The sequence below is a fragment of the Micromonospora sp. CP22 genome, assembly GCF_009712475.1.
Classification (GTDB): domain Bacteria; phylum Actinomycetota; class Actinomycetes; order Mycobacteriales; family Micromonosporaceae; genus Micromonospora.
Genome location: NZ_VCJO01000003.1, coordinates 319,841 through 339,527, shown reverse-complemented (window position 1 = coordinate 339,527; position 19,687 = coordinate 319,841). Strand labels below are relative to the sequence as shown.

At 71.7% G+C, this 19,687-nt stretch carries 16 protein-coding genes and 1 pseudogene; 9 read left to right on the top strand and 8 right to left on the bottom strand.

The genetic code is table 11. The features are described 5' to 3' along the window. Nucleotides 1–3 precede the first annotated feature (3 nt). Both FF096_RS07475 and FF096_RS07470 read left to right on the top strand, forming a co-directional pair. Nucleotides 4–2,159, top strand: a pseudogene (locus tag FF096_RS07475) (putative bifunctional diguanylate cyclase/phosphodiesterase). A gap of 62 nt (nucleotides 2,160–2,221) precedes the next feature. Continuing rightward, nucleotides 2,222–2,722, top strand: a complete 501-nt coding sequence (locus tag FF096_RS07470; protein ID WP_309222853.1) for a DUF456 domain-containing protein — start codon at nucleotides 2,222–2,224, stop codon at nucleotides 2,720–2,722. Nucleotides 2,723–2,940: 218 nt separating this feature from the next. On the opposite strand, the gene FF096_RS07465 is transcribed toward FF096_RS07470, so the two are convergent. Next, on the bottom strand, nucleotides 2,941–3,987 hold the full coding sequence (locus FF096_RS07465) for a hypothetical protein (RefSeq protein ID WP_155215700.1): 1,047 nt from the start codon (nucleotides 3,985–3,987) through the stop codon (nucleotides 2,941–2,943). After that, entirely contained in the window at nucleotides 3,984–4,331 is a 348-nt protein-coding gene (locus FF096_RS07460) for a PadR family transcriptional regulator (RefSeq protein WP_230462347.1), read from the bottom strand. The genes FF096_RS07465 and FF096_RS07460 overlap by 4 nt, the downstream gene beginning before the upstream one ends. A gap of 107 nt (nucleotides 4,332–4,438) precedes the next feature. Between FF096_RS07460 and FF096_RS07455 the strand changes: the two genes are divergently transcribed. After that, on the top strand, nucleotides 4,439–4,642 hold the full coding sequence (locus FF096_RS07455) for a hypothetical protein (protein WP_155215699.1): 204 nt from the start codon (nucleotides 4,439–4,441) through the stop codon (nucleotides 4,640–4,642). On the opposite strand, the gene FF096_RS07450 is transcribed toward FF096_RS07455, so the two are convergent. Next, nucleotides 4,639–5,046, bottom strand: coding sequence for a nitroreductase family deazaflavin-dependent oxidoreductase (locus FF096_RS07450; protein ID WP_155215698.1), 408 nt, complete (start codon nucleotides 5,044–5,046; stop codon nucleotides 4,639–4,641). The two genes, FF096_RS07455 and FF096_RS07450, sit on opposite strands and share 4 nt — an antisense overlap. 187 nt (nucleotides 5,047–5,233) lie before the next feature. On the opposite strand from FF096_RS07450, the gene FF096_RS07445 reads away from it, so the two are divergent. The 4 genes from FF096_RS07445 (at nucleotide 5,234) to FF096_RS07430 (ending at nucleotide 12,611) form a co-directional block, all read left to right on the top strand. After that, on the top strand, nucleotides 5,234–6,598 hold the full coding sequence (locus tag FF096_RS07445) for a glutamine synthetase family protein (RefSeq protein ID WP_155215696.1): 1,365 nt from the start codon (nucleotides 5,234–5,236) through the stop codon (nucleotides 6,596–6,598). A gap of 38 nt (nucleotides 6,599–6,636) precedes the next feature. After that, entirely contained in the window at nucleotides 6,637–7,992 is a 1,356-nt protein-coding gene (locus FF096_RS07440; protein ID WP_155215694.1) for an aldehyde dehydrogenase, read from the top strand. A 2-nt stretch (nucleotides 7,993–7,994) separates the two neighbouring features. Further along, the gene (locus tag FF096_RS07435) at nucleotides 7,995–8,762 is read left to right on the top strand and encodes a 3-oxoacyl-ACP reductase (RefSeq protein WP_155215692.1); all 768 of its coding nucleotides are present in this window, start codon (nucleotides 7,995–7,997) and stop codon (nucleotides 8,760–8,762) included. A 162-nt stretch (nucleotides 8,763–8,924) separates the two neighbouring features. Then, nucleotides 8,925–12,611: a SpoIIE family protein phosphatase gene (locus FF096_RS07430; RefSeq protein ID WP_155215690.1), complete on the top strand. Its 3,687-nt coding sequence runs from the start codon at nucleotides 8,925–8,927 to the stop codon at nucleotides 12,609–12,611. Between the two features lie 64 nt (nucleotides 12,612–12,675). Here FF096_RS07430 and FF096_RS07425 read toward each other — a convergent pair whose 3' ends face one another. Further along, nucleotides 12,676–12,990 (bottom strand): STAS domain-containing protein, encoded by a 315-nt coding sequence (locus FF096_RS07425; protein WP_309222852.1) that lies wholly within the window; start codon nucleotides 12,988–12,990, stop codon nucleotides 12,676–12,678. 94 nt (nucleotides 12,991–13,084) lie between these two features. Here FF096_RS07425 and map point away from each other — a divergent pair, with 94 nt between their 5' ends. Both map and FF096_RS07415 read left to right on the top strand, forming a co-directional pair. Then, nucleotides 13,085–13,942, top strand: a complete 858-nt coding sequence (map, locus tag FF096_RS07420; protein WP_155215686.1) for a type I methionyl aminopeptidase — start codon at nucleotides 13,085–13,087, stop codon at nucleotides 13,940–13,942. After that, nucleotides 13,939–14,655: a VIT1/CCC1 transporter family protein gene (locus FF096_RS07415; protein WP_309222851.1), complete on the top strand. Its 717-nt coding sequence runs from the start codon at nucleotides 13,939–13,941 to the stop codon at nucleotides 14,653–14,655. The genes map and FF096_RS07415 overlap by 4 nt, the downstream gene beginning before the upstream one ends. 30 nt (nucleotides 14,656–14,685) lie before the next feature. On the opposite strand, the gene FF096_RS07410 is transcribed toward FF096_RS07415, so the two are convergent. The 4 genes from FF096_RS07410 to FF096_RS07395 all read right to left on the bottom strand — a co-directional run bounded on the left by FF096_RS07410 (nucleotide 14,686) and on the right by FF096_RS07395 (nucleotide 19,653). Further along, nucleotides 14,686–15,363, bottom strand: a complete 678-nt coding sequence (locus tag FF096_RS07410) for a nucleotidyltransferase domain-containing protein (RefSeq protein WP_155216100.1) — start codon at nucleotides 15,361–15,363, stop codon at nucleotides 14,686–14,688. A 211-nt stretch (nucleotides 15,364–15,574) separates the two neighbouring features. After that, nucleotides 15,575–16,084, bottom strand: a complete 510-nt coding sequence (locus tag FF096_RS07405) for a nitroreductase family deazaflavin-dependent oxidoreductase (RefSeq protein WP_155215684.1) — start codon at nucleotides 16,082–16,084, stop codon at nucleotides 15,575–15,577. A gap of 111 nt (nucleotides 16,085–16,195) precedes the next feature. Beyond that, nucleotides 16,196–18,916: an ABC transporter permease gene (locus tag FF096_RS07400; protein WP_309222850.1), complete on the bottom strand. Its 2,721-nt coding sequence runs from the start codon at nucleotides 18,914–18,916 to the stop codon at nucleotides 16,196–16,198. After that, on the bottom strand, nucleotides 18,913–19,653 hold the full coding sequence (locus FF096_RS07395; protein WP_309222924.1) for an ABC transporter ATP-binding protein: 741 nt from the start codon (nucleotides 19,651–19,653) through the stop codon (nucleotides 18,913–18,915). The genes FF096_RS07400 and FF096_RS07395 overlap by 4 nt, the downstream gene beginning before the upstream one ends. Nucleotides 19,654–19,687 lie beyond the last annotated feature (34 nt).

Sequence of the window (19,687 nt, the reverse complement as noted above, 5' to 3'; positions counted from 1 at the left end):
GGGATGGCCGCCGTGGGTGACTCCGGCGGGAAGTCCGTCGACCTGGCGGGTGCCCGGCGGTACGCCGCCGACTGGGCGCAGGCGGTGCACCGGCTCGGGTTCGTGCCGTTGAGCGTGGCCGAGACCGAGGAACTGCTGTACGCGCACACCCTCCGGTTGGCGGCGGTGCTGCTCGACACCGAGGCACCGGCACCGGCGGTCGAGGCGGTCGGCCGGTCCCTGGTCGACGCGCACCTCACCGAACCGGGCGTGGTCGAGTGGTCGGTGCGTACGCTCAGCGACCGATTCCGCACCGAGGTGCTCGCCGACGCGGCCGGGCGGCCGGGACTCGACGCCCGGATCGCGGCGATGCAGGGCGCGCTGGCGGCCGGTTTCGCCCGTGCGCTGCGGGAGCGGACCTTCCGCCAGCAGGAGGGGATCGCCCGCGCCATGTGGCAGGCGCGCGATGACGCCGAGCAGGCGTTGCGCGACAGCGAGGCCCGGTTCCGGGCCGTCTTCGACGGTGCCGCGATGGGCATCGGTATCGCCGGGGTCGACGGGACGATCATCGACGTCAACCAGGCCTTCGCCGACATGCTCGGCTACTCGGTCGACGAGCTGCGACAGATCAACGTGGCGTCGCTGTTCCACGCCGACGACGCGGCCGGTCTGTGGGAGCTCTACCAGGAACTGATCGAGGGCAAACACGACGCGGTCCGGGTCGAGAAGCGCTACTACCGCAAGGACGGCAGTGCCGTCTGGACGGACCTGGCGGTGTCCCTGATCCGCCACGACGACGGTCGGCCCCGGTTCACCGTGGCCGTGGTCGAGGACATCACCGAACGGTACGAACTCCAGCAACGGCTGCGATTCCAGGCGCTGCACGACCCGCTGACCGGCCTGCCGAACCGGACGCTGTTCTTCGACACGCTGTCCAGCCTGGTGGAGCTCACCGACCCGCCCGGGTCGGTGTCTGCTTCCTCGACCTGGACGGGTTCAAGGCGATCAACGACAGCCTCGGGCACGCCCTCGGTGACCGGCTGCTCGTGATGATCGCCCAGCGGCTGGCCGACTGCGTGTCCGAGCAGGGCTTCCTGGTCGCCCGGATGGGTGGCGACGAGTTCGTCATCCTGGTCGACCGGGTCACCGCCGTCGAGGACGTGATCGCCGTCGCCGACTCGGCGCTGGCCGCCGTCTCCACGCCGGTGTGCGTCGGCGACCAGCAGTTGGTGGTCTCGGCGAGCATCGGCATCGTCGACTCGGCCGTCGCCGGCACCAGCGTCGCGGACCTGATGAAGGCCGCCGACGCCACCCTGTACTGGGCGAAGGCGGAGGGCCGCGACCGGTGGGCGGTCTACGACCCGGAGCGCAGCGCCCGGGACATCGCCCGGTCGGCGTTGGCCGCCGGGTTGCCGGTGGCCCTGGACCGGGGCGAGTTCGTGCTGCACTACCAGCCGATCGTGTCCCTGCTCGACGGCCGCATGTTGGCCGTCGAGGCGCTCGTCCGCTGGCAGCATCCACACCTGGGGCTGATCGGCCCGGACCGGTTCATCGGGCTCGCCGAGGAGACCGGCCTGATCGTCCGGCTCGGTGAGTGGGTGCTGCGGCAGGCGTGTGCTGACGCCCAGCGGTGGCACACCGAGTTCCCCGACGCCGGGCTGGTGGTGAGCGTCAACCTGGCCGCCCGTCAGGCCGACCGACCGGTGATCGTGGACACTGTGGCCGACGCGTTGGCCAGCTCGGGGCTGCCGGCGTCGCTGCTGCAACTCGAACTGACCGAGAGCGCGGTGATGGGCTCCGCGGGGGAGCCGCTCCGAACGTTGCATCGGCTCTCCGCACTCGGTGTCCGGCTGGCCGTGGACGACTTCGGCACCGGTTACTCCAACCTGGCGTACCTGCGTCGGCTGCCGATCACCTGCCTGAAGTTGGCGGGCCCGTTCGTCGAGGGGATCCGGGGCACCGAGCCGGTCGACGCCGACCACCGCGACGAACGGATCGTCGACGCGCTGGTGCGGCTGGCCCACGCGTTGGAGCTGTGGGTCACTGCGGAGGCGGTGGAGACCGAGGCGCAGGCGGAGCGGCTGCGGGCGTTGCGGTGTGACAGCGCCCAGGGGCGGCTGTTCGGCCCGCCCGGCCCGGCCGAGGACGTGACGGCCCGGCTGCGTGGCGCCGACCTGTGATGATCAGACCGTGCCGGATGCGGTGACCGTGTCCGGTCGGGGCGAGCCGATGAGGAGTCGACGTGGGGCTGAGCGAGACCGGAGCGGTGGTGTCGATCATCGCCGCGCTGGCTATCCTGGCCGGGCTGGCCGGAGTGGTGGTGCCCGGCCTGCCGGCGCTGCCGCTGTGTTGGGGTGGCGTGCTGGTCTGGGCCCTGTTCGGTGAGGCCGGAGCCGGTCGGTGGCTGGTGCTCGCCGCCGCGACGCTCGTCGCCGTGGGTGGCACCGTCGTCAAGTACGCCTGGCCCGGCCGCAACCTCAAACGGGCCGGGGTGCCGACCAGCTCGCTGCTGGCCGGTGCGATGCTCGGTCTGGTCGGCTTCTTCGTCATCCCGGTCGTCGGCCTGGTCATCGGCTTCATCGGTGGCGTCTTCGCGGCGGAGCGGCTGCGGCTGGGTGACACCCGGCTGGCCTGGCCCGCGACGAAACGCGCCGTCGGTGCGGCCGGGCTGTCGATGCTGATCGAGTTCCTCTCCGGGGTGGTGATCGGCGGGCTCTGGGTGGCCGGTCTGGTGCTGACCTGACGTGACACCGAGCGGCGCGGGGCGAAGCGAGGGTACAGCTCGACGCCGTGCCCGAGAGAGAGGTGACGTGTCCCCGCGCCGCCGCGGCGCCGGGCCGTTCCGAGGGCCCGGGTCGGCCCGTCGCGATCGGGCCTGGTCACAAGCCCAAGGATGGGGTACGCCGACGCGTCCGGCAACGCAATTGCGCTCCCACCCCCGCAGCTGACGCCGTTCGGCGGCTACGGCGCCGGGGTGGGTGGTGAGGTGGCGGCGGGTGTGTCGCGCAGCGCGCGAACGGCCGACACCGCCAGCGGTACGCCTACCGCGAGGATGGCGACGATCTGTACGGATGCGATCGTGGTGAGTGCCGCGCGTTGTGCCTGATCGTGATAGTCGGGCAGGGTGGCCGCTCGTAGGGCGAACGCGGTCGCGGCGAGCAGGGTGAACGCCAGTGACCACGGCAGGGTGCGCGTCGATCGACGGGTTGCGCGAACGGCCAGATGGACCGCCATGGCGACGGTGACCGCCGCACCTGCCAGGCCCGGCCAGTCCAGCAACCTCAGCGCCGGTTCGACGGCCTGAAGGATGAACAGCGGCAGGGCGACGAGGACGACGCCGATCGGCAGCGCGAGCAGCCAGGGCCGGCGCGGCACGGGTGGGACACCGTGCTGGAAGGCCGCCATGGCGAGGAGCAGGACGACGTCGACGAGCAGCAGCGCCCAGGGCGACACGGTCAGCGGTACGTCGCCGACGGCTTGTGCCACGGCGGTGGTGATGGCGGGGGGCGCGATGGCGAGCAGGGCGACCGCCTGGGCCACACGTCGGTATCCGAGGACGAGCGCGACATAGGCCGGCAGCCAGGCGTACCCGGCGAGATCCCACGTCGTGCTCCAGATGCTCGCCGGTCCGGTGAGCATCAGTTCGGGCGCCGGGGCCGGCAGCCAGGCAAGCTTTCCGGAGTACCACAGTGCGACGGCGACACCGCCGGTGGCCAGGACGGCGTGGGTCAGCATCGCCATCAGGGTCGCCAGGCGTACGGCTTGCCCCCACCGGCGCGAACGGGGTGAGGCGTCAGCTCCGAGGCGCAGCCGAACCGCGAGGGACACGATGCTGGCGGCCTCCGACAGGCTCGGTCGGCCGTAGTCCGCCAGGTACGCCGTGGTCTCGGGGTCGCCGGTGTCCATGCTCTCCAGGAAGGCGGCGACCATGTCGTCTTCCCATTCCTGCCGGTAGCCGGCGGGCAGTAGCCGGAGGAGGGTGCGGTAGCGCTCCTCCAACCGGCTCATGACGACGTCCCGGTGATCGGGCTCCGTTGGTCACCGAGTCGGGCGGCGGCGAGGCGCGCGTTGGCGGCCAGCCGGTGCGCCTCGGCGGCGAGGGCGTCGCGGCCCTGCTCGGTCACCCGGTAGTACCGGCGTAACCGCCCTTGCCAGGCTTCTTCACGGTCCAGCTCGACCAGGCCGTCACCGACGAGCCGGTCCAGGGCGCCGTACAGGGAGCCGATCTTCAGTTGCACCCGCCCCTGCGACAGCTCTGCCACCTCCGCGACGATCCCGTAGCCGTGGCGCGGGTTGTCGATCAGCGCGGTGAGGATGAAGAAAGCCGGTTCGGTCATCGCCCGAGCACTCATGCAACCAATATAGTGGAAGGCAAGATATCCGGTACGCGCAGAGGCGGCATCGCCTCGGTGGAGATCACCAAGCGGGCGTACGCCGGAGCGACGGCAGAGGAGTGACCATGGGTGACGGTGACGCGGACGCCGGGGACTTCGGCGGGCCGGACTTCGCTCCCGCGATACCCGCGGTGGAGAGCAGTGCCTTCGGCGCTCCGCCCGCCAACCGGCCGGCGATCGTTTTGGGGCCCGGATACCGCGGTCAGGTCGTACTGACCACGTCCGGCACGAGTGCCACTGCCCAGCCGGAAGACGAGGACCCCGCCTAACGCACCGGCTCCAGGACGACGACTGGGATCTGGCGGCTGGTCTTCCGCTCGTAGTCGGCGAAGATCGGATACGCGGCCTTCTGCGCGCTCCAGATCCGTTCCCGCTCGTCCCCGGTGACCACCCGGGCGACCACCTCGACCGTGTCGGTGCCGACCTCAACCCGCGCCTGCGGATTCGCCAGCAGGTTGTGGTACCAGTCGGGATTGGTGGGTGCCCCGGCCTTGGAGGCGAACACGGCGTAGCCACCGTCCACCTTCTGGTACATCACCGGGTTCACGCGAGGCTGGCCGCTCTTGGCCCCGATCGTGTGCAACAGCAGCAGCGGCTCACCCGCGAAATGACCGCCCACCTGCCCGCCATTGGCGCGGAACTCGGCGATGACCTTGTCGTTCCAGTCGCTCATGATTTCCCTCCAACCGGGCGCGTACCGGCTCCCTGAAACAACATCGGGGGTGGGGCTCGTGGTCAGCCTACCGGGCCGACTGCTGCCTGGAAGGTCCGAGCGGGCAGCGACCGAGGGGGTATGGGCGAAGCAGCCGATTGACGGTGATCGGTTGTGGCCGGTAGACCTTGGTGATGGAGACGCGTGGATGAGAAAGCCCCCGCTCACGCTGGAACAGCTGCGGGTCGCCGTCGCCGAGGGCGAGATCGACACGGTGGCGTTGGCGCTGGTCGACATGCAGGGCCGGTTGCAGGGCAAACGGTTCCACGCCCCGTACTTCCTCGACCAGGTGGTCGCCCACGGCAGTGAGGGATGCAACTACCTGCTGGCCGTCGACGTCGACATGAACACCGTCGACGGGTACGCGATGGCGAGCTGGGACCGTGGCTACGGCGACTTCGTCATGAAGCCCGACTTCGCCACGCTGCGCCGGGTGCCGTGGCAGCCCGGAACGGCCATGCTCCTGGCCGACCTGGAGTGGCCCGACGGCACCGGCCCGGTGGTGGCCTCGCCCCGGCAGATCCTGCGCGGGCAGCTGGATCGCCTGGCCGCGCACGGGCTGACCGCGTACGCCGGCACGGAGTTGGAGTTCGTGCTGTTCCGCGACTCGTACGAGCAGGCGTGGCAGCGCGGCTACCGGGATCTCGCCGCGGCCAACCAGTACAACGTGGACTACTCCCTGCTCGGCACCGCCCGGGTGGAGCCGTTGCTGCGCCGCATCCGCAACGAGATGGCCGGCGCGGGACTGGTTCCGGAGAGCGCCAAGGGGGAGTGCAACCTCGGCCAGCACGAGATCGCCTTCCGCTACGACGAGGCGGTGGCCTGCGCCGACCACCATGTGATCTACAAGAACGGGGCGAAGGAGATCGCCGCCCAGGAGGGCATGTCGATCACGTTCATGGCCAAGCCCAACGAGCGGGAGGGCAACTCCTGCCACATCCACTTCTCGCTGCGCGACGGCTCGGGCGGCTCGGCGATGCTGGGTGACGGCCCGGCGCGGTTGAGCGTCACCGGGCAGCGAGTGCTCGCCGGGCTGCTCGCCACGATGCGGGAGCTGAGTCTGTTCTTCGCGCCGAACATCAACTCCTACAAGCGTTACCAGCCGGGCTCGTTCGCCCCGACCGCACTGAGGTGGGGCACCGACAACCGCACCTGCGCGCTGCGGCTGGTGGGGCACGGTCAGGGGATGCGGGTGGAGAACCGGGTGCCGGGTGCCGACGTCAACCCGTACCTGGCGATCGCGGCCCTGGTGGCGGGCGCGGTGCACGGCATCGAGAACGGGCTGGAGTTGGGTGAGGAGTGCACCGGCAACGCGTACGACGACGCGACCGCCGAACGCGTCCCCGGCACCCTCCGCGACGCCCTCGCCCTGTGGGAGTCGTCCTCCGTGGCCCGGGCCGCCTTCGGTGCGGAGGTGGTCGCCCACTACGCCAACATGGCCCGCGTGGAACTGGCCGCCTTCGACGCCGCCGTCACCGACTGGGAGCTGGCCCGTGGCTTCGAACGCCTCTGACCCCAGCCACGCGGGATCGGCGGGTCAGGTGACCTCGGATGGGTGAGGTACGGAATCCGGCTACCGGCACGGTGCTGCGGGTGGTGCCGGACAGCTCCGTCGAGGACGTCGACGCGGCGATCGAACGCGCGCAGCGGGCGTACCGGCGGTGGCGGACGGTCAGCCCGGCCGAGCGGGGGCGACTGCTGCGGCGCTTCGCGGCGGTGGTGGACGAGCACCTGGAGGAACTGGCGCGGCTGGAGGTCGCCAACGCCGGCCACACCATCGGCAACGCTCGTTGGGAGGCGGGCAACGTCCGGGACGTCCTCGACTACTACGCCGGTGCGCCGGAACGACTCACCGGGCGGCAGATCCCGGTGCCGGGCGGGCTGGACGTCACCTTCCACGAACCGCTCGGCGTGGTCGGGGTGATCGTGCCGTGGAACTTCCCCATGCCGATCGCCGCCTGGGGCTTCGCTCCCGCGCTGGCCGCCGGCAACACGGTGGTGCTCAAACCCGCCGAGCTGACTCCACTGACCGCGATGCGCCTGGCCGAGCTGGCGGCGCACGCGGGTCTGCCCGAGGGGGTGTTCACCGTGCTGCCCGGCCGGGGTGAGGTGGTGGGCGACCGGTTCGTCAGCCACCCGGCCGTACGCAAGATCTGCTTCACCGGTTCCACGGCGGTCGGCACCCGGATCATGGCCGGCTGCGCGAGCCAGGTGAAGCGGTTGACCCTGGAACTGGGCGGCAAGTCGGCGAACCTGGTCTTCGCCGACGCCGACCTGGAGCGGGCCGCCGCCAGCGCGCCGTACGCGGTCTTCGACAACGCCGGCCAGGACTGCTGCGCCCGCTCCCGGCTGCTGGTGCAGCGCACGGTCTACGACCGCTTCCTCGAACTGCTCGAACCGGCGGTGCGCGCCTTCCGGGTCGGTGACCCGGCCGACGAGAGCACCGAGATGGGGCCGTTGATCTCCGCCGGGCAACGGGATCGGGTCGCCGGGTACGTCGACGGTTCGCGGGTGGCGTTCACCGGCTCGCGGCCCACCGGCACCGGCTACTGGTACCCACCGACGGTGCTGCTCGCCGACTCACCCGGCGACCGCCACTGGCGGGAGGAGATCTTCGGCCCGGTCGTCTCGGTGCTGCCGTTCGACGACGAGGCGGACGCCGTCCGGCTGGCCAACGACACCGAGTACGGTCTCTCCGGCTCGATCTGGACCCGGGACGTGGGCCGGGCACTGCGGATGGCCCGAGTGGTGGAGGCGGGCAACCTGAGCGTCAACTCCCACTCCTCGGTGCGGTACTGGACCCCGTTCGGCGGGATGAAGCGCTCCGGCCTGGGCCGGGAACTGGGGCCGGACGCCCTGCACGCGTTCACCGACGTCAAGAACGTCTTCGTCAGCACCGAGGAGTGATCATGTCGGGACGGTTGCAGGATCGGGTGGCTGTGGTGACCGGGGCGGCCAGCGGCATCGGCCTGGCCACCGTGCGGCGATTCGCCGCCGAGGGCGCCCGGGTGGTCTGTGTCGACATCGACGCCGAGGCCGGCCAGCGGGCGGCCGACGAGGTGGGCGGGAGCTTCGTCGCGGCCGACGTCGCCGACGAGACGGCGGTACGCGACCTCTTCGACGGCGTGGTCGAACGGTACGGACGGGTGGACGTGGCGTTCAACAACGCCGGCATCTCCCCACCGGACGACGATTCCATCCTGGAGACCGGGCTGGACGCCTGGGAACGGGTGCTGCGGGTCAACACCACCAGCGTCTACCTCTGCTGCAAGCACGTCATCCCGCACATGCGGCGGCAGGGCCGAGGCTCGATCATCAACACCGCCTCCTTCGTGGCGTTGATGGGCGCGGCGACGTCCCAGATCGCGTACACCGCGAGCAAGGGCGGGGTGCTGGCGCTCACCCGGGAACTGGGCGTGCAGTTCGCCCGGGAGGGCATCCGGGTCAACGCCCTCTGCCCTGGGCCGGTGGCGACGCCGCTGCTGCGTGAACTGTTCGCCGCCGATCCGGATCGCGCCGCCCGTCGGTTGGTGCACGTGCCGATGGGGCGGTTCGGCGAGCCGACCGAGATCGCCGCCGCGGTGGCCTTCCTGGCCAGCGACGACGCTTCGTTCATGACCGCCGCGCAGTTCGTGGTCGACGGCGGCATCACGGGCGCGTACGTCACCCCCCTGTGATGTCGCCGACACCTGTCGTCGGCCATCCGGGTCGGCCACCGGGCTGGGAGCCCGCAACAGCGCCCGAAGGGGCGTACGCGTTACGTCGCTGATCCGTCTGGGTAGAAGGCTGGTCAGGGCATTTGATGATCGGTGTGGTGGGGCGACGGCCGGGGAGGCTGCATGAACTCGGCCCAGGGGGGCGTGGATAACGGCCAGCTGTCCACGGCGGGAGGTGGAATGTCCCAGCTGCTCGCGGCGGCGTTCGCGGGCGGCGGCGAGATGGGGGCGTTGATCCGGGACCGTGACTGGTCGGCCAGTCCGCTCGGCCCTCCGCAGCGGTGGCCTACCGCGCTGGGCAACGCGATGAGCACCATGCTCGCCTCCAAGGCGCAGATCGCCATGTTCTGGGGGGAGGACCTGCGCACCTTCTACAACGACGCCTACCGGCCGACCATCGGTGACAAGCATCCCGCTGTGCTGGGCGAACCCGCCCGGGAGCACTGGGCGGAGACCTGGGACGTGCTGGGGCCGTTGCTGACCGGCGTGCTGCGCTCAGGCGAGTCGTACCACGGCCGGGACCATCACTTCCTGCTCGACCGGCACGGCTTCGTCGAGGACGTCTACTTCGACGTCTCGTACGACCCGATTCGCGACGCCGACGGAGCGATCAGCGGGGTGTTCTGCCTCTGCAGCGAGACCACCGGCAGGGTGCTCAGCGAACGCCGCCTGCGTGCGCTGGCCGAACTCGGCTCGGAGTTGGCCGATCCGGTCGGCGGCGAGGAGTTGGGCCCGAGCGCGGCGGCGGTGCTGGACCGGTATCGGGCCGATGCGCCGTTCGGGCTGCTCTACCTGCGAGACGGCGACGGCCGGCTGCGCCTGGCCGGGGTCAGCGGTGCCGCTACCGGCCCGGTCGACGCGTCCCCCAGGCTGGTGGAGCTGGCCGGGACCGGCGTCACCGGGATGGTGGGCACCGCCGACCTACTCGGCCGGCTGCCGGCCGACGCCGCCGACGAGGCGGTGGTGTTGCCGATCAACGCGACCAACGACCTGGCCGGGGTGCTGGTGTTGGGCGTGGCCCGGCGGCTGCCGTTCACCGAGGACTACCGCACCTTCTGCGAGCTGGTCGCCGCCCAGATCTCCCGGGCGGTCGGCAAGCAGCGGGCGTACGAACAGGAACGGGCCCGGGCCGCCGAGCTGGCCGCCCTGGACCTGGCCAAGACCAACTTCTTCGCCAACGTCAGCCACGAGTTCCGCACCCCGTTGACGCTGGTGCTGGGCCCGTTGGAGGAGTTGCTCGTCGACTCGACGCTCGGCGAGGAGCACACGCAGCGGCTGGCCGTGATGCACCGCAACGCCTTGCGGCTGTTGAAGCTGGTCAACACGGTGCTCGACTTCTCCCGGCTGGAGTCCGGGCGGCTGGTGGCCCACTACGAGCCCACCGATCTGGCCGGCTACACCTCCCGGGTGGCCAGTACGTTCCGTTCGGCCAGCGAACGCGCCGGGGTGCGGCTGGTGGTGGACTGTCCGCCGCTGGCGGAGCCGGTCTACGTCGACCCGGACATGTGGGAGAAAATCGTCCTCAACCTGGTCTCCAACGCCCTGAAGTTCACCTTCGAGGGCGAGATCAGCATCCGGGTCCGTGAGGTCGACGGGGCCGCCCGACTGGAGGTCTCCGACACCGGTGTGGGCATCGAGGCACACGAGTTGCCGCACGTGTTCGAGCGGTTCCACCGGGTGCCGGGGGCGCGTTCCCGCAGCCACGAGGGGACCGGGATCGGCCTGGCCCTGGTGCGGGAACTCGTCGAGATGCACGGCGGACGGATCAGCGCCACCAGCCGGCCTGACGTCGGTAGCAGCTTCACGGTCACCATCCCGTTCGGTGTCGGGCACCTGCCGGGCGAGCGGGTGGCCGACACCGACCACACCGGGCGTGAACCACGACAGGCCCCGCTCTTCGTCGCCGAGACCGCGCAGTGGACCACCGGTCCGGTCGCGGCGGCGTCCGGCCCCACCGGGTTGGGTGCCGGCACTGTGGTGCCACAGGAACTCCTCACCACCGCGCCCGCCGGCCGGGTGCTGGTCGTCGACGACAATCCCGATCTGCGTGAGCACGTCGCCGGTCTGCTCGTGCCCACCTGGGAGGTGCGTACCGCCGCCGACGGGGTGGCGGCGATGCGACTCGCCACCACGGAGACGTTCGACCTGGTCTTGACCGACGTGATGATGCCGCGCCTGGACGGCTTCGGTCTGGTCGCCGCGCTGCGCGCGGACCCACGCACCCGGTACGTGCCGATCGTGCTGCTCTCCGCCCGCGCCGGTTCGGCCGAGGAGGTGGCCGGGCTGTCGGTGGGTGCCGACGACTACCTCACCAAACCCTTCTCCGGGCAGGAGTTGATCGCCCGAGTACGGGCCAACATGGCCCTCGGTCACCTGCGTAACCAGATCATCCGGCGGCTGCGGGCGCTCGCCGACGCCGCCGTCGCGGTCAACACCGCCCGCTCCACCGCCGACGTGCTCCAGGTCGCTGCCCGTCACGCGTTGAGCCTCGTCGAGGCCGTCCGGGTGGTGGTCTCCGCCGGTGGGGTGCGGTACGAGGCCGACGCCGGTGGGGCCAGCGGTGCCGAGCCGACCTTCGTGCTGCCGTTGACCGGGGTGGCCGACCAGCCGCTCGGTGAGCTACGGGTGTGGCACCCGGCCGCCGAGAGCGCCGATGCCGACGAGGCGGCGTTGACCCAACTCGCCCGCCTGGTCGGGGCGCGGCTGGAGAACGCGCAGCTCTACGAGGCCGAGCACCGCATCGCCACCACCCTCCAACACAGCCTGCTGCCCCGCACCCTGCCCCAGTTGCCCGGCGCGGTGGTGGCCAGCCGCTACCTACCGGGCAGCGCGGACGTCGAGGTCGGCGGCGACTGGTACGACGTGGTGGCCCGGGACGACGACGAACTCGTGCTGGTCATCGGCGACGTGGTCGGCAAGGGCGTGCCGGCGGCGGCAGCCATGGGCCAGTTGCGTAACGCGCTACGCGCGTACGTGCTGGAGGGTTTCGATCCTGGTGAGTCGTTGACCCGGTTGAACCGGTTGGTGGGGTCCAGCGAGTCACGTTCCTTCGCGACGGTCTTCTGCCTGTGGTTCAGCCCCCGCACGGGTCGGCTGCGCTACGCCAGCGCCGGGCATCCGTCGCCGCTGCTGATCCGTGACGACGACGTGGCCTTCCTGCACGACCGGGCGCTCGGGCCGCCGGTCGGCGCCATCGCGGGCACCGAGTACGAGACCGTCTCCGGCGAGCTGCGGGCCGGTGACCGGCTGCTGCTCTACACCGACGGGCTGATCGAGGACCGGCAGATCGGCATCGACGAGTCGTTGGCCCTGCTGCGCGCCGACGCGGCCCGCTCGAGTGAACACGTGGCCGACCTCATCGACGCGGTGGTGGGGCGGGTCGCCGGTCGGCCACGACGCGACGACGTCGCGGTGCTGGCGCTGGAGGCGGTCGAACTCAACCGGTTCGAACTGCGGCTGCCCGCCGACCCGACCCGACTCAGCGTGCTGCGCAAGCGGCTGGAGGACTTCCTCGTCGCGCACCGGGTGGGCGAGACAGACCTGTTCGACCTGACCGTGGCGGTCTCCGAGGCGGCGGCCAACGCCATCGAACACCCCGTGGACCCGGTGGAGCCGGTGATCGACATCGAGGTGCGGGTGGAGGGCCGTACGGTGGTGGCGACGGTGCGCGACAGCGGGCGGTGGCGTCAGTCGACCGGGTCCGGCTTCCGGGGTCGCGGACTGTCGCTGATCCGGGCACTGGGAGATCTCACGGTCGAGCACTCCCCGCAGGGGACCGAGGTCACCCTGCGCCGGGAACTGAGCGCGTAGCGAGCGCTCGCCGGCCGCCGTCGTGGTGGCGAACCCGCGGCGAGGCGAGCCCACTGGGTGCGGATCAAGCCGGATGCAGCCACGGCTGGCTCGCCAGACCGGCGATCTCCAGGACTCGACTGACCTGCCGGGACGGCAGCACCGTCAGCCCTTCCGGATAGCGGCCGGCCAGCCGGACCAGCGCGTGGATGGCCGCCGAATCGAAGAAGGTGACCTCACGCAGGTCGAGTGTCACCTGGCCGGCCGGCTCGCGCAGTACGGTCTGGAGCATGGTGTCGGCGGTCGCCATGTCGACCTCGCCGGTCACCACCACGCTGAGGTGGTCACCATCGGTTTCCGCTCTGGCGGAGAAGATGGGAGGTGCGCCCCCTTGATCCACGCAGACACCTTGACACAGTGCCTCTGGTGGGGCAACAACCACCCGTGACGGACGGTGTTGGGGGACCTTGGCCGGGCGGCGATAGGCTTGCGTCATGACCGTCCGTGCGCCGCTGACCCCCGGCACGCTTTCCCCGTGGCGGCCGGTGCCCGCCCACATCGTCCGACCGGAGTACGTCGGGAAGAAGGCTCCCCGACCCTGGCAGGGGTCGCACGTGCAGACACCGGAGACCATCGAGAAGATGCGTCTGGCCGGGCGGATCGCCGCCCAGGCGGTGCAACTGGCGGGAGAGCACTGCAAGCCCGGCGTGACCACCGACGAGATCGACCGGGTGGTGCACGACTTCCTCATCGACAACGGGGCCTATCCGTCGACCCTCGGTTACCGGGGCTTCCCGAAGTCCTGTTGCACCAGCCTGAACGAGGTGATCTGCCACGGCATCCCCGACTCGACCACGCTGGTCGACGGCGACATCATCAACGTCGACGTCACCGCGTACATCGGTGGGGTGCACGGCGACACGGACGCCACCTTCTGCGTCGGTGCGGTCAGCGAGGAGAACCGGCTCCTGGTCGAGCGGACCCACGAGGCGATGATGCGGGGGATCCGGGCGGTCGCCCCGGGCCGGCAGATCAACGTCATCGGCCGGGTCATCGAGTCGTACGCGAAGCGTTTCGGCTACGGCGTGGTCCGCGACTTCACCGGGCACGGGATCGGCGAGGCGTTCCACAGCGGGCTCTACGTGCCGCACTACGACAGCCCGCGCCCCACCGACGTGATGGAGCCGGGGATGACCTTCACCATCGAGCCGATGATCACGCTCGGCACCCACCAGTACGACCTGTGGGACGACGGCTGGACGGTGGTCACCAAGGACCGGAAGTGGACCGCCCAGTTCGAACACACCGTCCTGGTGACCGAGGACGGCCACGAGATCCTGACGCTGCCGTGACCGAGACCCCGGCGGCGTTGCACGAGCACCACCACGCCGACGTGTCCGGCGGCTGGCTGCGCCCGGCGGTGTTCGGTGCGATGGACGGCCTGGTGACCAACATCGCCCTGATCGCCGGTGTGGGCGGCGGTGGCGTCTCGCCGCACACCATCGTGCTCACCGGCACCGCCGGGCTGGTCGCCGGTGCCATCTCGATGGCGCTCGGTGAGTACACGAGCGTGCGGTCCGCCAACGAGCAGATCGCCGCCGAGGTGGCCAAGGAACGGCAGGAACTGGAGCGCCACCCGGAGGCCGAGGCCCAGGAGCTCGCCGCGATGTGGGTCGCGAGGGGCCTGCCGGAGGATCTCGCCGTCCAGGTCGCCGAGGCGGTACGCGACAACCCGGAGCAGGCCCTGCGCATGCACGTGCAGGAGGAGTTGGGCGTCAACCCGGACGAACAACCCGATCCGTGGAAGGCGGCGCTCTCGTCGTTCCTCTGCTTCTCGGTCGGGGCGCTGGTGCCGCTGCTGCCGTACCTGTTCGGCGCGACCAGCCTGGTGCTCGCCCTGGCGGTCGGCGGGCTCGGCCTCTTCGTCGCCGGTGCGGTCGTCTCCCGGTTCACCAGCCGCCGGTGGTGGTCCGGCGGGCTGCGCCAACTGCTGCTCGGTGGTGCCGCCGCGGTGGCGACATACCTGATCGGCACGCTGATCGGGGTGCAGGGCGGCCTCGGCTGAGCTGTCGGGCCCTCGTTCCCGCCGGCTGGGTCAGCCGTTGAGCAGGTCGTCGACGGTGCCGTCGACGGGGCAGCCCCGGGCGGTCAGTTCCGCCGACTGGCGGGCCAGCACGGCACCCACCTCGGTCATGTCCGCCCCGGCCAGCCCGGTGCGCCGCACCGCGTCGCCGGGATCCCGGAAGTAGGTGCGGCTGAGCAGTCCGCTGACCGTGGCCGCGCCGAGGCGGGCCTCGCCGAGCATCAGCAGGGCCTGGTCGGTCTCGTACCACTCGGCGAGCCGGGCGGCCCTGGCGTGTGCGGCACTGCCCCGATACCAGGCCCGTCGGGCGGCCGAGGTGAACTCGGTCGGTCGGGCGCGGGCCAACCGGCCGAGGTGCTCGTCGCGCAGGGTGGGCAACCAGCCGGTGGGGTCGTGCAGGGCGCGCGTGGTGACGTAGCGGTCGGCGGTCAGCGGCCATCGACTGGTCAGTCGCCGGGCCTGGCGCAGGCGCTCCTCGGCGGCGACGACGGTCAGGTCGACCAGCACCCCGTCGACCCGGCGGGTCGTCGCCGGTGGCCCGGTGCCGGGACGGTACGTCACGACCAGCAGCCCGACCTCGCCGACGCCACCGCCGTCGTCGTCGCCGTGCGCCAACGGACCGTGGACCGCGACCGCGAGTACGTCGGCCGGGAACCGCCGACAGACGGCTGCCGAGACCCGTTCGGCCATGTCCCACCGGGGATCGTCCCGGTGCTCCTGGAGACCGTCCACGCCGACCACCCCGCGATCGCGCCACCCACACCGTCGCCGACAGCGACGGCCCGGTCACCGCACACCCTAACGTGTGGCTCCGGCATCTCGGTCGAGCCGAGGCCGGGGCATGGCGAGGGTGGGCAGGCCGTCCGCGCCGCGAAACGGCCCCGGTCCCGGGCGCCTCCCCTCAGCGCGGCTGGTCGGAGCCGTTCGGGTCGTCGGTGCCGCGGCCCTCGTCGGGGACCAGCCGGAAGATGCGGATCTCCCGGCCACCGGCCCGCGCCACGTACGCCTCGTAGGCCGGCCACTCGTCGACCAGCAGCCGCCACAGTCGGTCGCGTTCGGCCCCGGTGGCGACCTCGGCGCGTACCGGGATCCGGTGCCCCTTGACGTCCACTTCGGCCCGTGGATCGGCGAGCAGGTTCAGCGACCACGCGGGTTGGTGGGCCTGGCCCCAGTTCGATCCGACCACCACGTAGCCGTCCCCGTCGGGCACGTAGAGCAGCGGGTTGCTGCGTGGTCGGCCGGACTTGCGGCCGGTGGTGGTGATCACCAGGGACGGTACGAGCCCCAGGGCCACCACCCGGCCTCGGGTGAGTCGCCCGACGGCCCGGTCGACGGGTACCAGCAGCCGGACGGTGGCGGCGAACCAGCGATACCTACCGACCCGGCGAGTGACGCTTCCCAGCACGGACATTCGCCCAGTCTGCCGTCGCGACCCGCGCTCCGACACTGTCTGATCAGCCGCGAACGCGGCCGGCCCGGTCTGATCAGCCGCGAACGCGGCCGGCCCGGTCTGATCAGCCGTTCAGTCCAGGCGGCGTTCCACGGGTAGCCGGGAGCGGGTGAACAGCGCCGCGCCGAGCATCGCCACCAGTGGCACGGCGGCCAGCACCCCGAGGGTGGGCCAGGGCATGACCAGCGGGTATGGCGGTTCGATCGGCCACTGGTCGGCGTACCGCTGGTTGGTGAAGGCCATCACGACCAGGGCCGAGGCGAGTCCGGCGACGATGCCCAGCGCCGAGCCGAGCACCGTGATCAAGCCCGCCTGGCAGAGCGAGAGCAGTCGACGTACGCGTGGGCTGGCGCCGACCGCGCCCAGGGTGGACAGGTCGGTGCGGGCCTCAGCGGCGGCCAGGCCGGTGGCGATGGCGGCGGCGCCGATGGTGACGACGGCCGCGACCCCGGCCAGCAACAGCAGCAGCGGCCGGGTGTTGTTGTGGCTCCGGTTCCACTCCACGCTGACTCCGGCAGGGGCGAGCGGGCGCAGGGCGGCTGCAAGATCATCATGCTGTCGCTGGCCCGGCGGTTTCTCGGCGTTCAGCGCCCAGCCGATCTGCCGGGCCACCAGCCCGAGTCGGTCGGCGGCGGCGGGGGAGAGCACCAGCCACTGCTCACCGAGGCCGGTGTGCAACGCGTGTCCGGGCACCGTGGCGGTATCCGTCGACCGAGTCTCGTCGCCGTGCTCGACGCGGAGATCCAGTCGCCCGTCCCGCAGGAAACGGTCGTCGGTGATCACCGCGCCACCGGAACGCAGCGTGGCGGTGCCAGCGGCGACATCGTCCGGCGCGACCCCGGTGAGCAGCCCCAGCGCTGTGCCGTCGTCCACCGCGACCCGCAGGTACGGACCGTCGAGGGTGTCGTCGCGGTACTGGCAGCGGGGGTCGGCGCGGGCCCGCTGTTGGTCGCCCTCACTGAGCGGTTGGTACGGCCGCCAGGGGCAGAGTCGCTCCGGCGGCATGGTCGCGGTGATCATGCAGCTGTCGAAATCCGGCGCACAGCCCGCTGACACCAGCGGGGCGATGGTGTCGGTGCCGAGCAGTTCCCGCGCCAAGCCGCTGATCTGCTCGCGGGCATTGTCCGACGCGATTTCGCCGCTGTAGGTGACCAGCACGGTGTGTTCCGGCAGGAACGCCCGGTTCCGCTGCTCGGTGCGGACCTCGTCGCTGGCCAGGAAGAGACCGAGGGCGACACTGCCGGCGACCGCGGCCATCACGGCGGAGATGGCCGGTGCGGCCGACGCCCGGTTGCGGCTGGCGTCGCGTACCGCGATCCGGGGGACCAGCGGGAGGAACCGGCCGAGCCGGGCCAGCAGGCCCACCAGTGTCGGGGTGGCGAACACCAGCCCCAACTCGCCCAGAACCAGCCCGGCGAGGATGACCGACTGCGAGGTGACGACCGCGCCGATCGCGGCCACGACCGTCCCACCGGCGGCCAACGCGATGCCGATGGTGAGCCACCGACGCCGGTGCGTCGGCGGGGTCCGCCGTCCGGCGAGTCCGGCCACCACGTCCTGCCGGGCGGCCGTCCACGCCGGTGCCAGTGCGGCCAGGACCCCGGCGAGCAGTGCGACCAGCGCGATCGCGATCAGCCCTGGGGGCCAGACACGGTATCCGCCGAGCCGTTCGTGGAAGATGAACTGTTCGACCAGCGGCCGTCCGGCGCAGGCTGCCGCCACGCCGAGTGCGATTCCGATGACGGCACCGGCTCCGCCCAGCACCACGCCGTCGGCGAGTACCACTCGGCGCAGGTGGGCGGCGTCGCCCCCGGCGACAGCCACCAGCGCCAGTTCCCGCCGCCGACGGCGTACTCCGACGGCGAACGCCGGCCCGACCAGCAGCACCACCTCAAGCAGGCCGAGCCCGCCCACCAGCACCCCGGTGCTGACGTTCTCCAGCGACGTCCCGCCGACCATCGGGTCGTACTGGTCGAGCGGTGCCCCTGGTGGTGGCGCGGGCATCCGGGCCGTGACCACGATGCCGTGCTGGTTGAGCCGCTGATAGACGTCGTCGGTGACCGGGCCCGGCAGGTCAGCCAGGAACACCTCGTCGCTGCCGTTCGGCGTGGGTGCCCCGGCGGGATGCAGGATGACCATCGGGGAGAGCCGCTCGGGTAGCTCGGCCACGCCGACCACCGTCCAGCTGCGCGGGCTGTCCCCGGCGACGACGCGGTCCCCGAGGTCGACACCGAGGCTGCGGCGGGCGGCCAGGTTCACCGCGATCTCGTCAGCGGCGGCCGGTGCCCGGCCCCGGTGGATCCGGGCGAGGTCGCGCCCGAGCGGATCGGTCAGGTCGATCACGGTGGCGTCGATGTCGTCGCGGATCCGGTCGCCCTGCCAGGCGCTGAACGGCACCCAACGGCGCACCGGCAGCACGTGGCTGCCCTCGGGCAGCAGCGCGGCGACGTACTCCCCGGTGACCGCTGCGGGGATCTTGTCCTCGTCACCAGGGGAGATCCAGGCGGTGCCGTCGGCGCTCTGCTGGATCGAACTGCGGCTGACCACCCGCAGTTCCGCGTCGGCGCTGCCGAGTCGGCGATCCAGTTCCTCGCTCGGGGTCAGCCGGGACATCTCCACGCTGACCGAGACGAAGCTCAACGCCAACACCGGCAGGATGATCATCGCCAGCACCAGGGCGGTACGCCCCCGGGCGCGTCGTGCCTCGCGTCGGGCGATGCGCAGCGCCGCCCGCCACGATCCGATCGCCTCGGCCAGCCGGGCGCGGCTGAGCAACCGGGGTGATCCGCTCACCGGCCGCTTCCGCTGAGCAGGGCCTCCACGCCGGCCAGTGGGGCGGTCGAGTCGACCGCCACGCCGTCGCGCAGGAAGACCACCCGGTCCGCCCAGGCGGCGTGGCGGGCCTCGTGGGTCACCAGCACGCCGGCGGCTCCGGCGTCGACCCGGCGGCGCAGCAGCCGCAGCACCGCCTCTCCGGTCTGCGAGTCCAGTGCCCCGGTCGGCTCGTCGGCCAGCACCAGACGCCGCTGCCCGACCAGCGCCCGCGCGATGGCGACGCGCTGCTGCTGACCACCGGAGAGCTGGTCCGGGAAGCGGTCAGCCAGCTCCAACAGACCCACCTCGGTCAGCGCGTCGAGCGCCAGTCGGCGGGCCGCTCGTACCCGGGAGCCGTCCAGTTCGAGCGGAAGTGCGACGTTCTCCACCGCGGTCAGGCTGCCGATGAGGTTGAGGTTCTGGAAGATGTACCCGATGCGACGACGGCGCAGCCGCGCCAGCCCACGCCGGTCCAGGGCGTGCAGTGGCTGCCCCTCGACGTGCACCTCACCGGCGGTCGGGCTGTCCAGCCCACCGGCCAGGGTGAGCAGGGTCGACTTGCCGGAACCGGAGGGGCCCATCACGGCGACCAGCTCGCCGGGGCGTACGGCCAGGCTCACCCCGCGCAGGGCGTGCACCGCAGCCGGGCCGCTGCCGTGGGTGCGATGTACGTCACGCAGGTCCAGCACGGTGTCGCCGGTCGGGTCGGCGGCCACGGTGCCGGAGGCGGCGACGGAGTCGGAGGTGGCC

What these genes read in the sequence shown, in the direction of transcription:
- FF096_RS07465 (WP_155215700.1), bottom strand. Translation starts at nt 3,987, where the DNA reads ATGAGCCGGTTGGAGGAGCGCTACCGCACCCTCCTCCGGCTACTGCCC.
- FF096_RS07460 (WP_230462347.1), bottom strand. Translation starts at nt 4,331, where the DNA reads ATGAGTGCTCGGGCGATGACCGAACCGGCTTTCTTCATCCTCACCGCG.
- FF096_RS07455 (WP_155215699.1), top strand. Translation starts at nt 4,439, where the DNA reads ATGGGTGACGGTGACGCGGACGCCGGGGACTTCGGCGGGCCGGACTTC.
- FF096_RS07450 (WP_155215698.1), bottom strand. Translation starts at nt 5,046, where the DNA reads ATGAGCGACTGGAACGACAAGGTCATCGCCGAGTTCCGCGCCAATGGC.
- FF096_RS07445 (WP_155215696.1), top strand. Translation starts at nt 5,234, where the DNA reads ATGAGAAAGCCCCCGCTCACGCTGGAACAGCTGCGGGTCGCCGTCGCC.
- FF096_RS07440 (WP_155215694.1), top strand. Translation starts at nt 6,637, where the DNA reads ATGGGTGAGGTACGGAATCCGGCTACCGGCACGGTGCTGCGGGTGGTG.
- FF096_RS07435 (WP_155215692.1), top strand. Translation starts at nt 7,995, where the DNA reads ATGTCGGGACGGTTGCAGGATCGGGTGGCTGTGGTGACCGGGGCGGCC.
- FF096_RS07430 (WP_155215690.1), top strand. Translation starts at nt 8,925, where the DNA reads ATGAACTCGGCCCAGGGGGGCGTGGATAACGGCCAGCTGTCCACGGCG.
- map (WP_155215686.1), top strand. Translation starts at nt 13,085, where the DNA reads ATGACCGTCCGTGCGCCGCTGACCCCCGGCACGCTTTCCCCGTGGCGG.
- FF096_RS07410 (WP_155216100.1), bottom strand. Translation starts at nt 15,363, where the DNA reads ATGGCCGAACGGGTCTCGGCAGCCGTCTGTCGGCGGTTCCCGGCCGAC.
- FF096_RS07405 (WP_155215684.1), bottom strand. Translation starts at nt 16,084, where the DNA reads ATGTCCGTGCTGGGAAGCGTCACTCGCCGGGTCGGTAGGTATCGCTGG.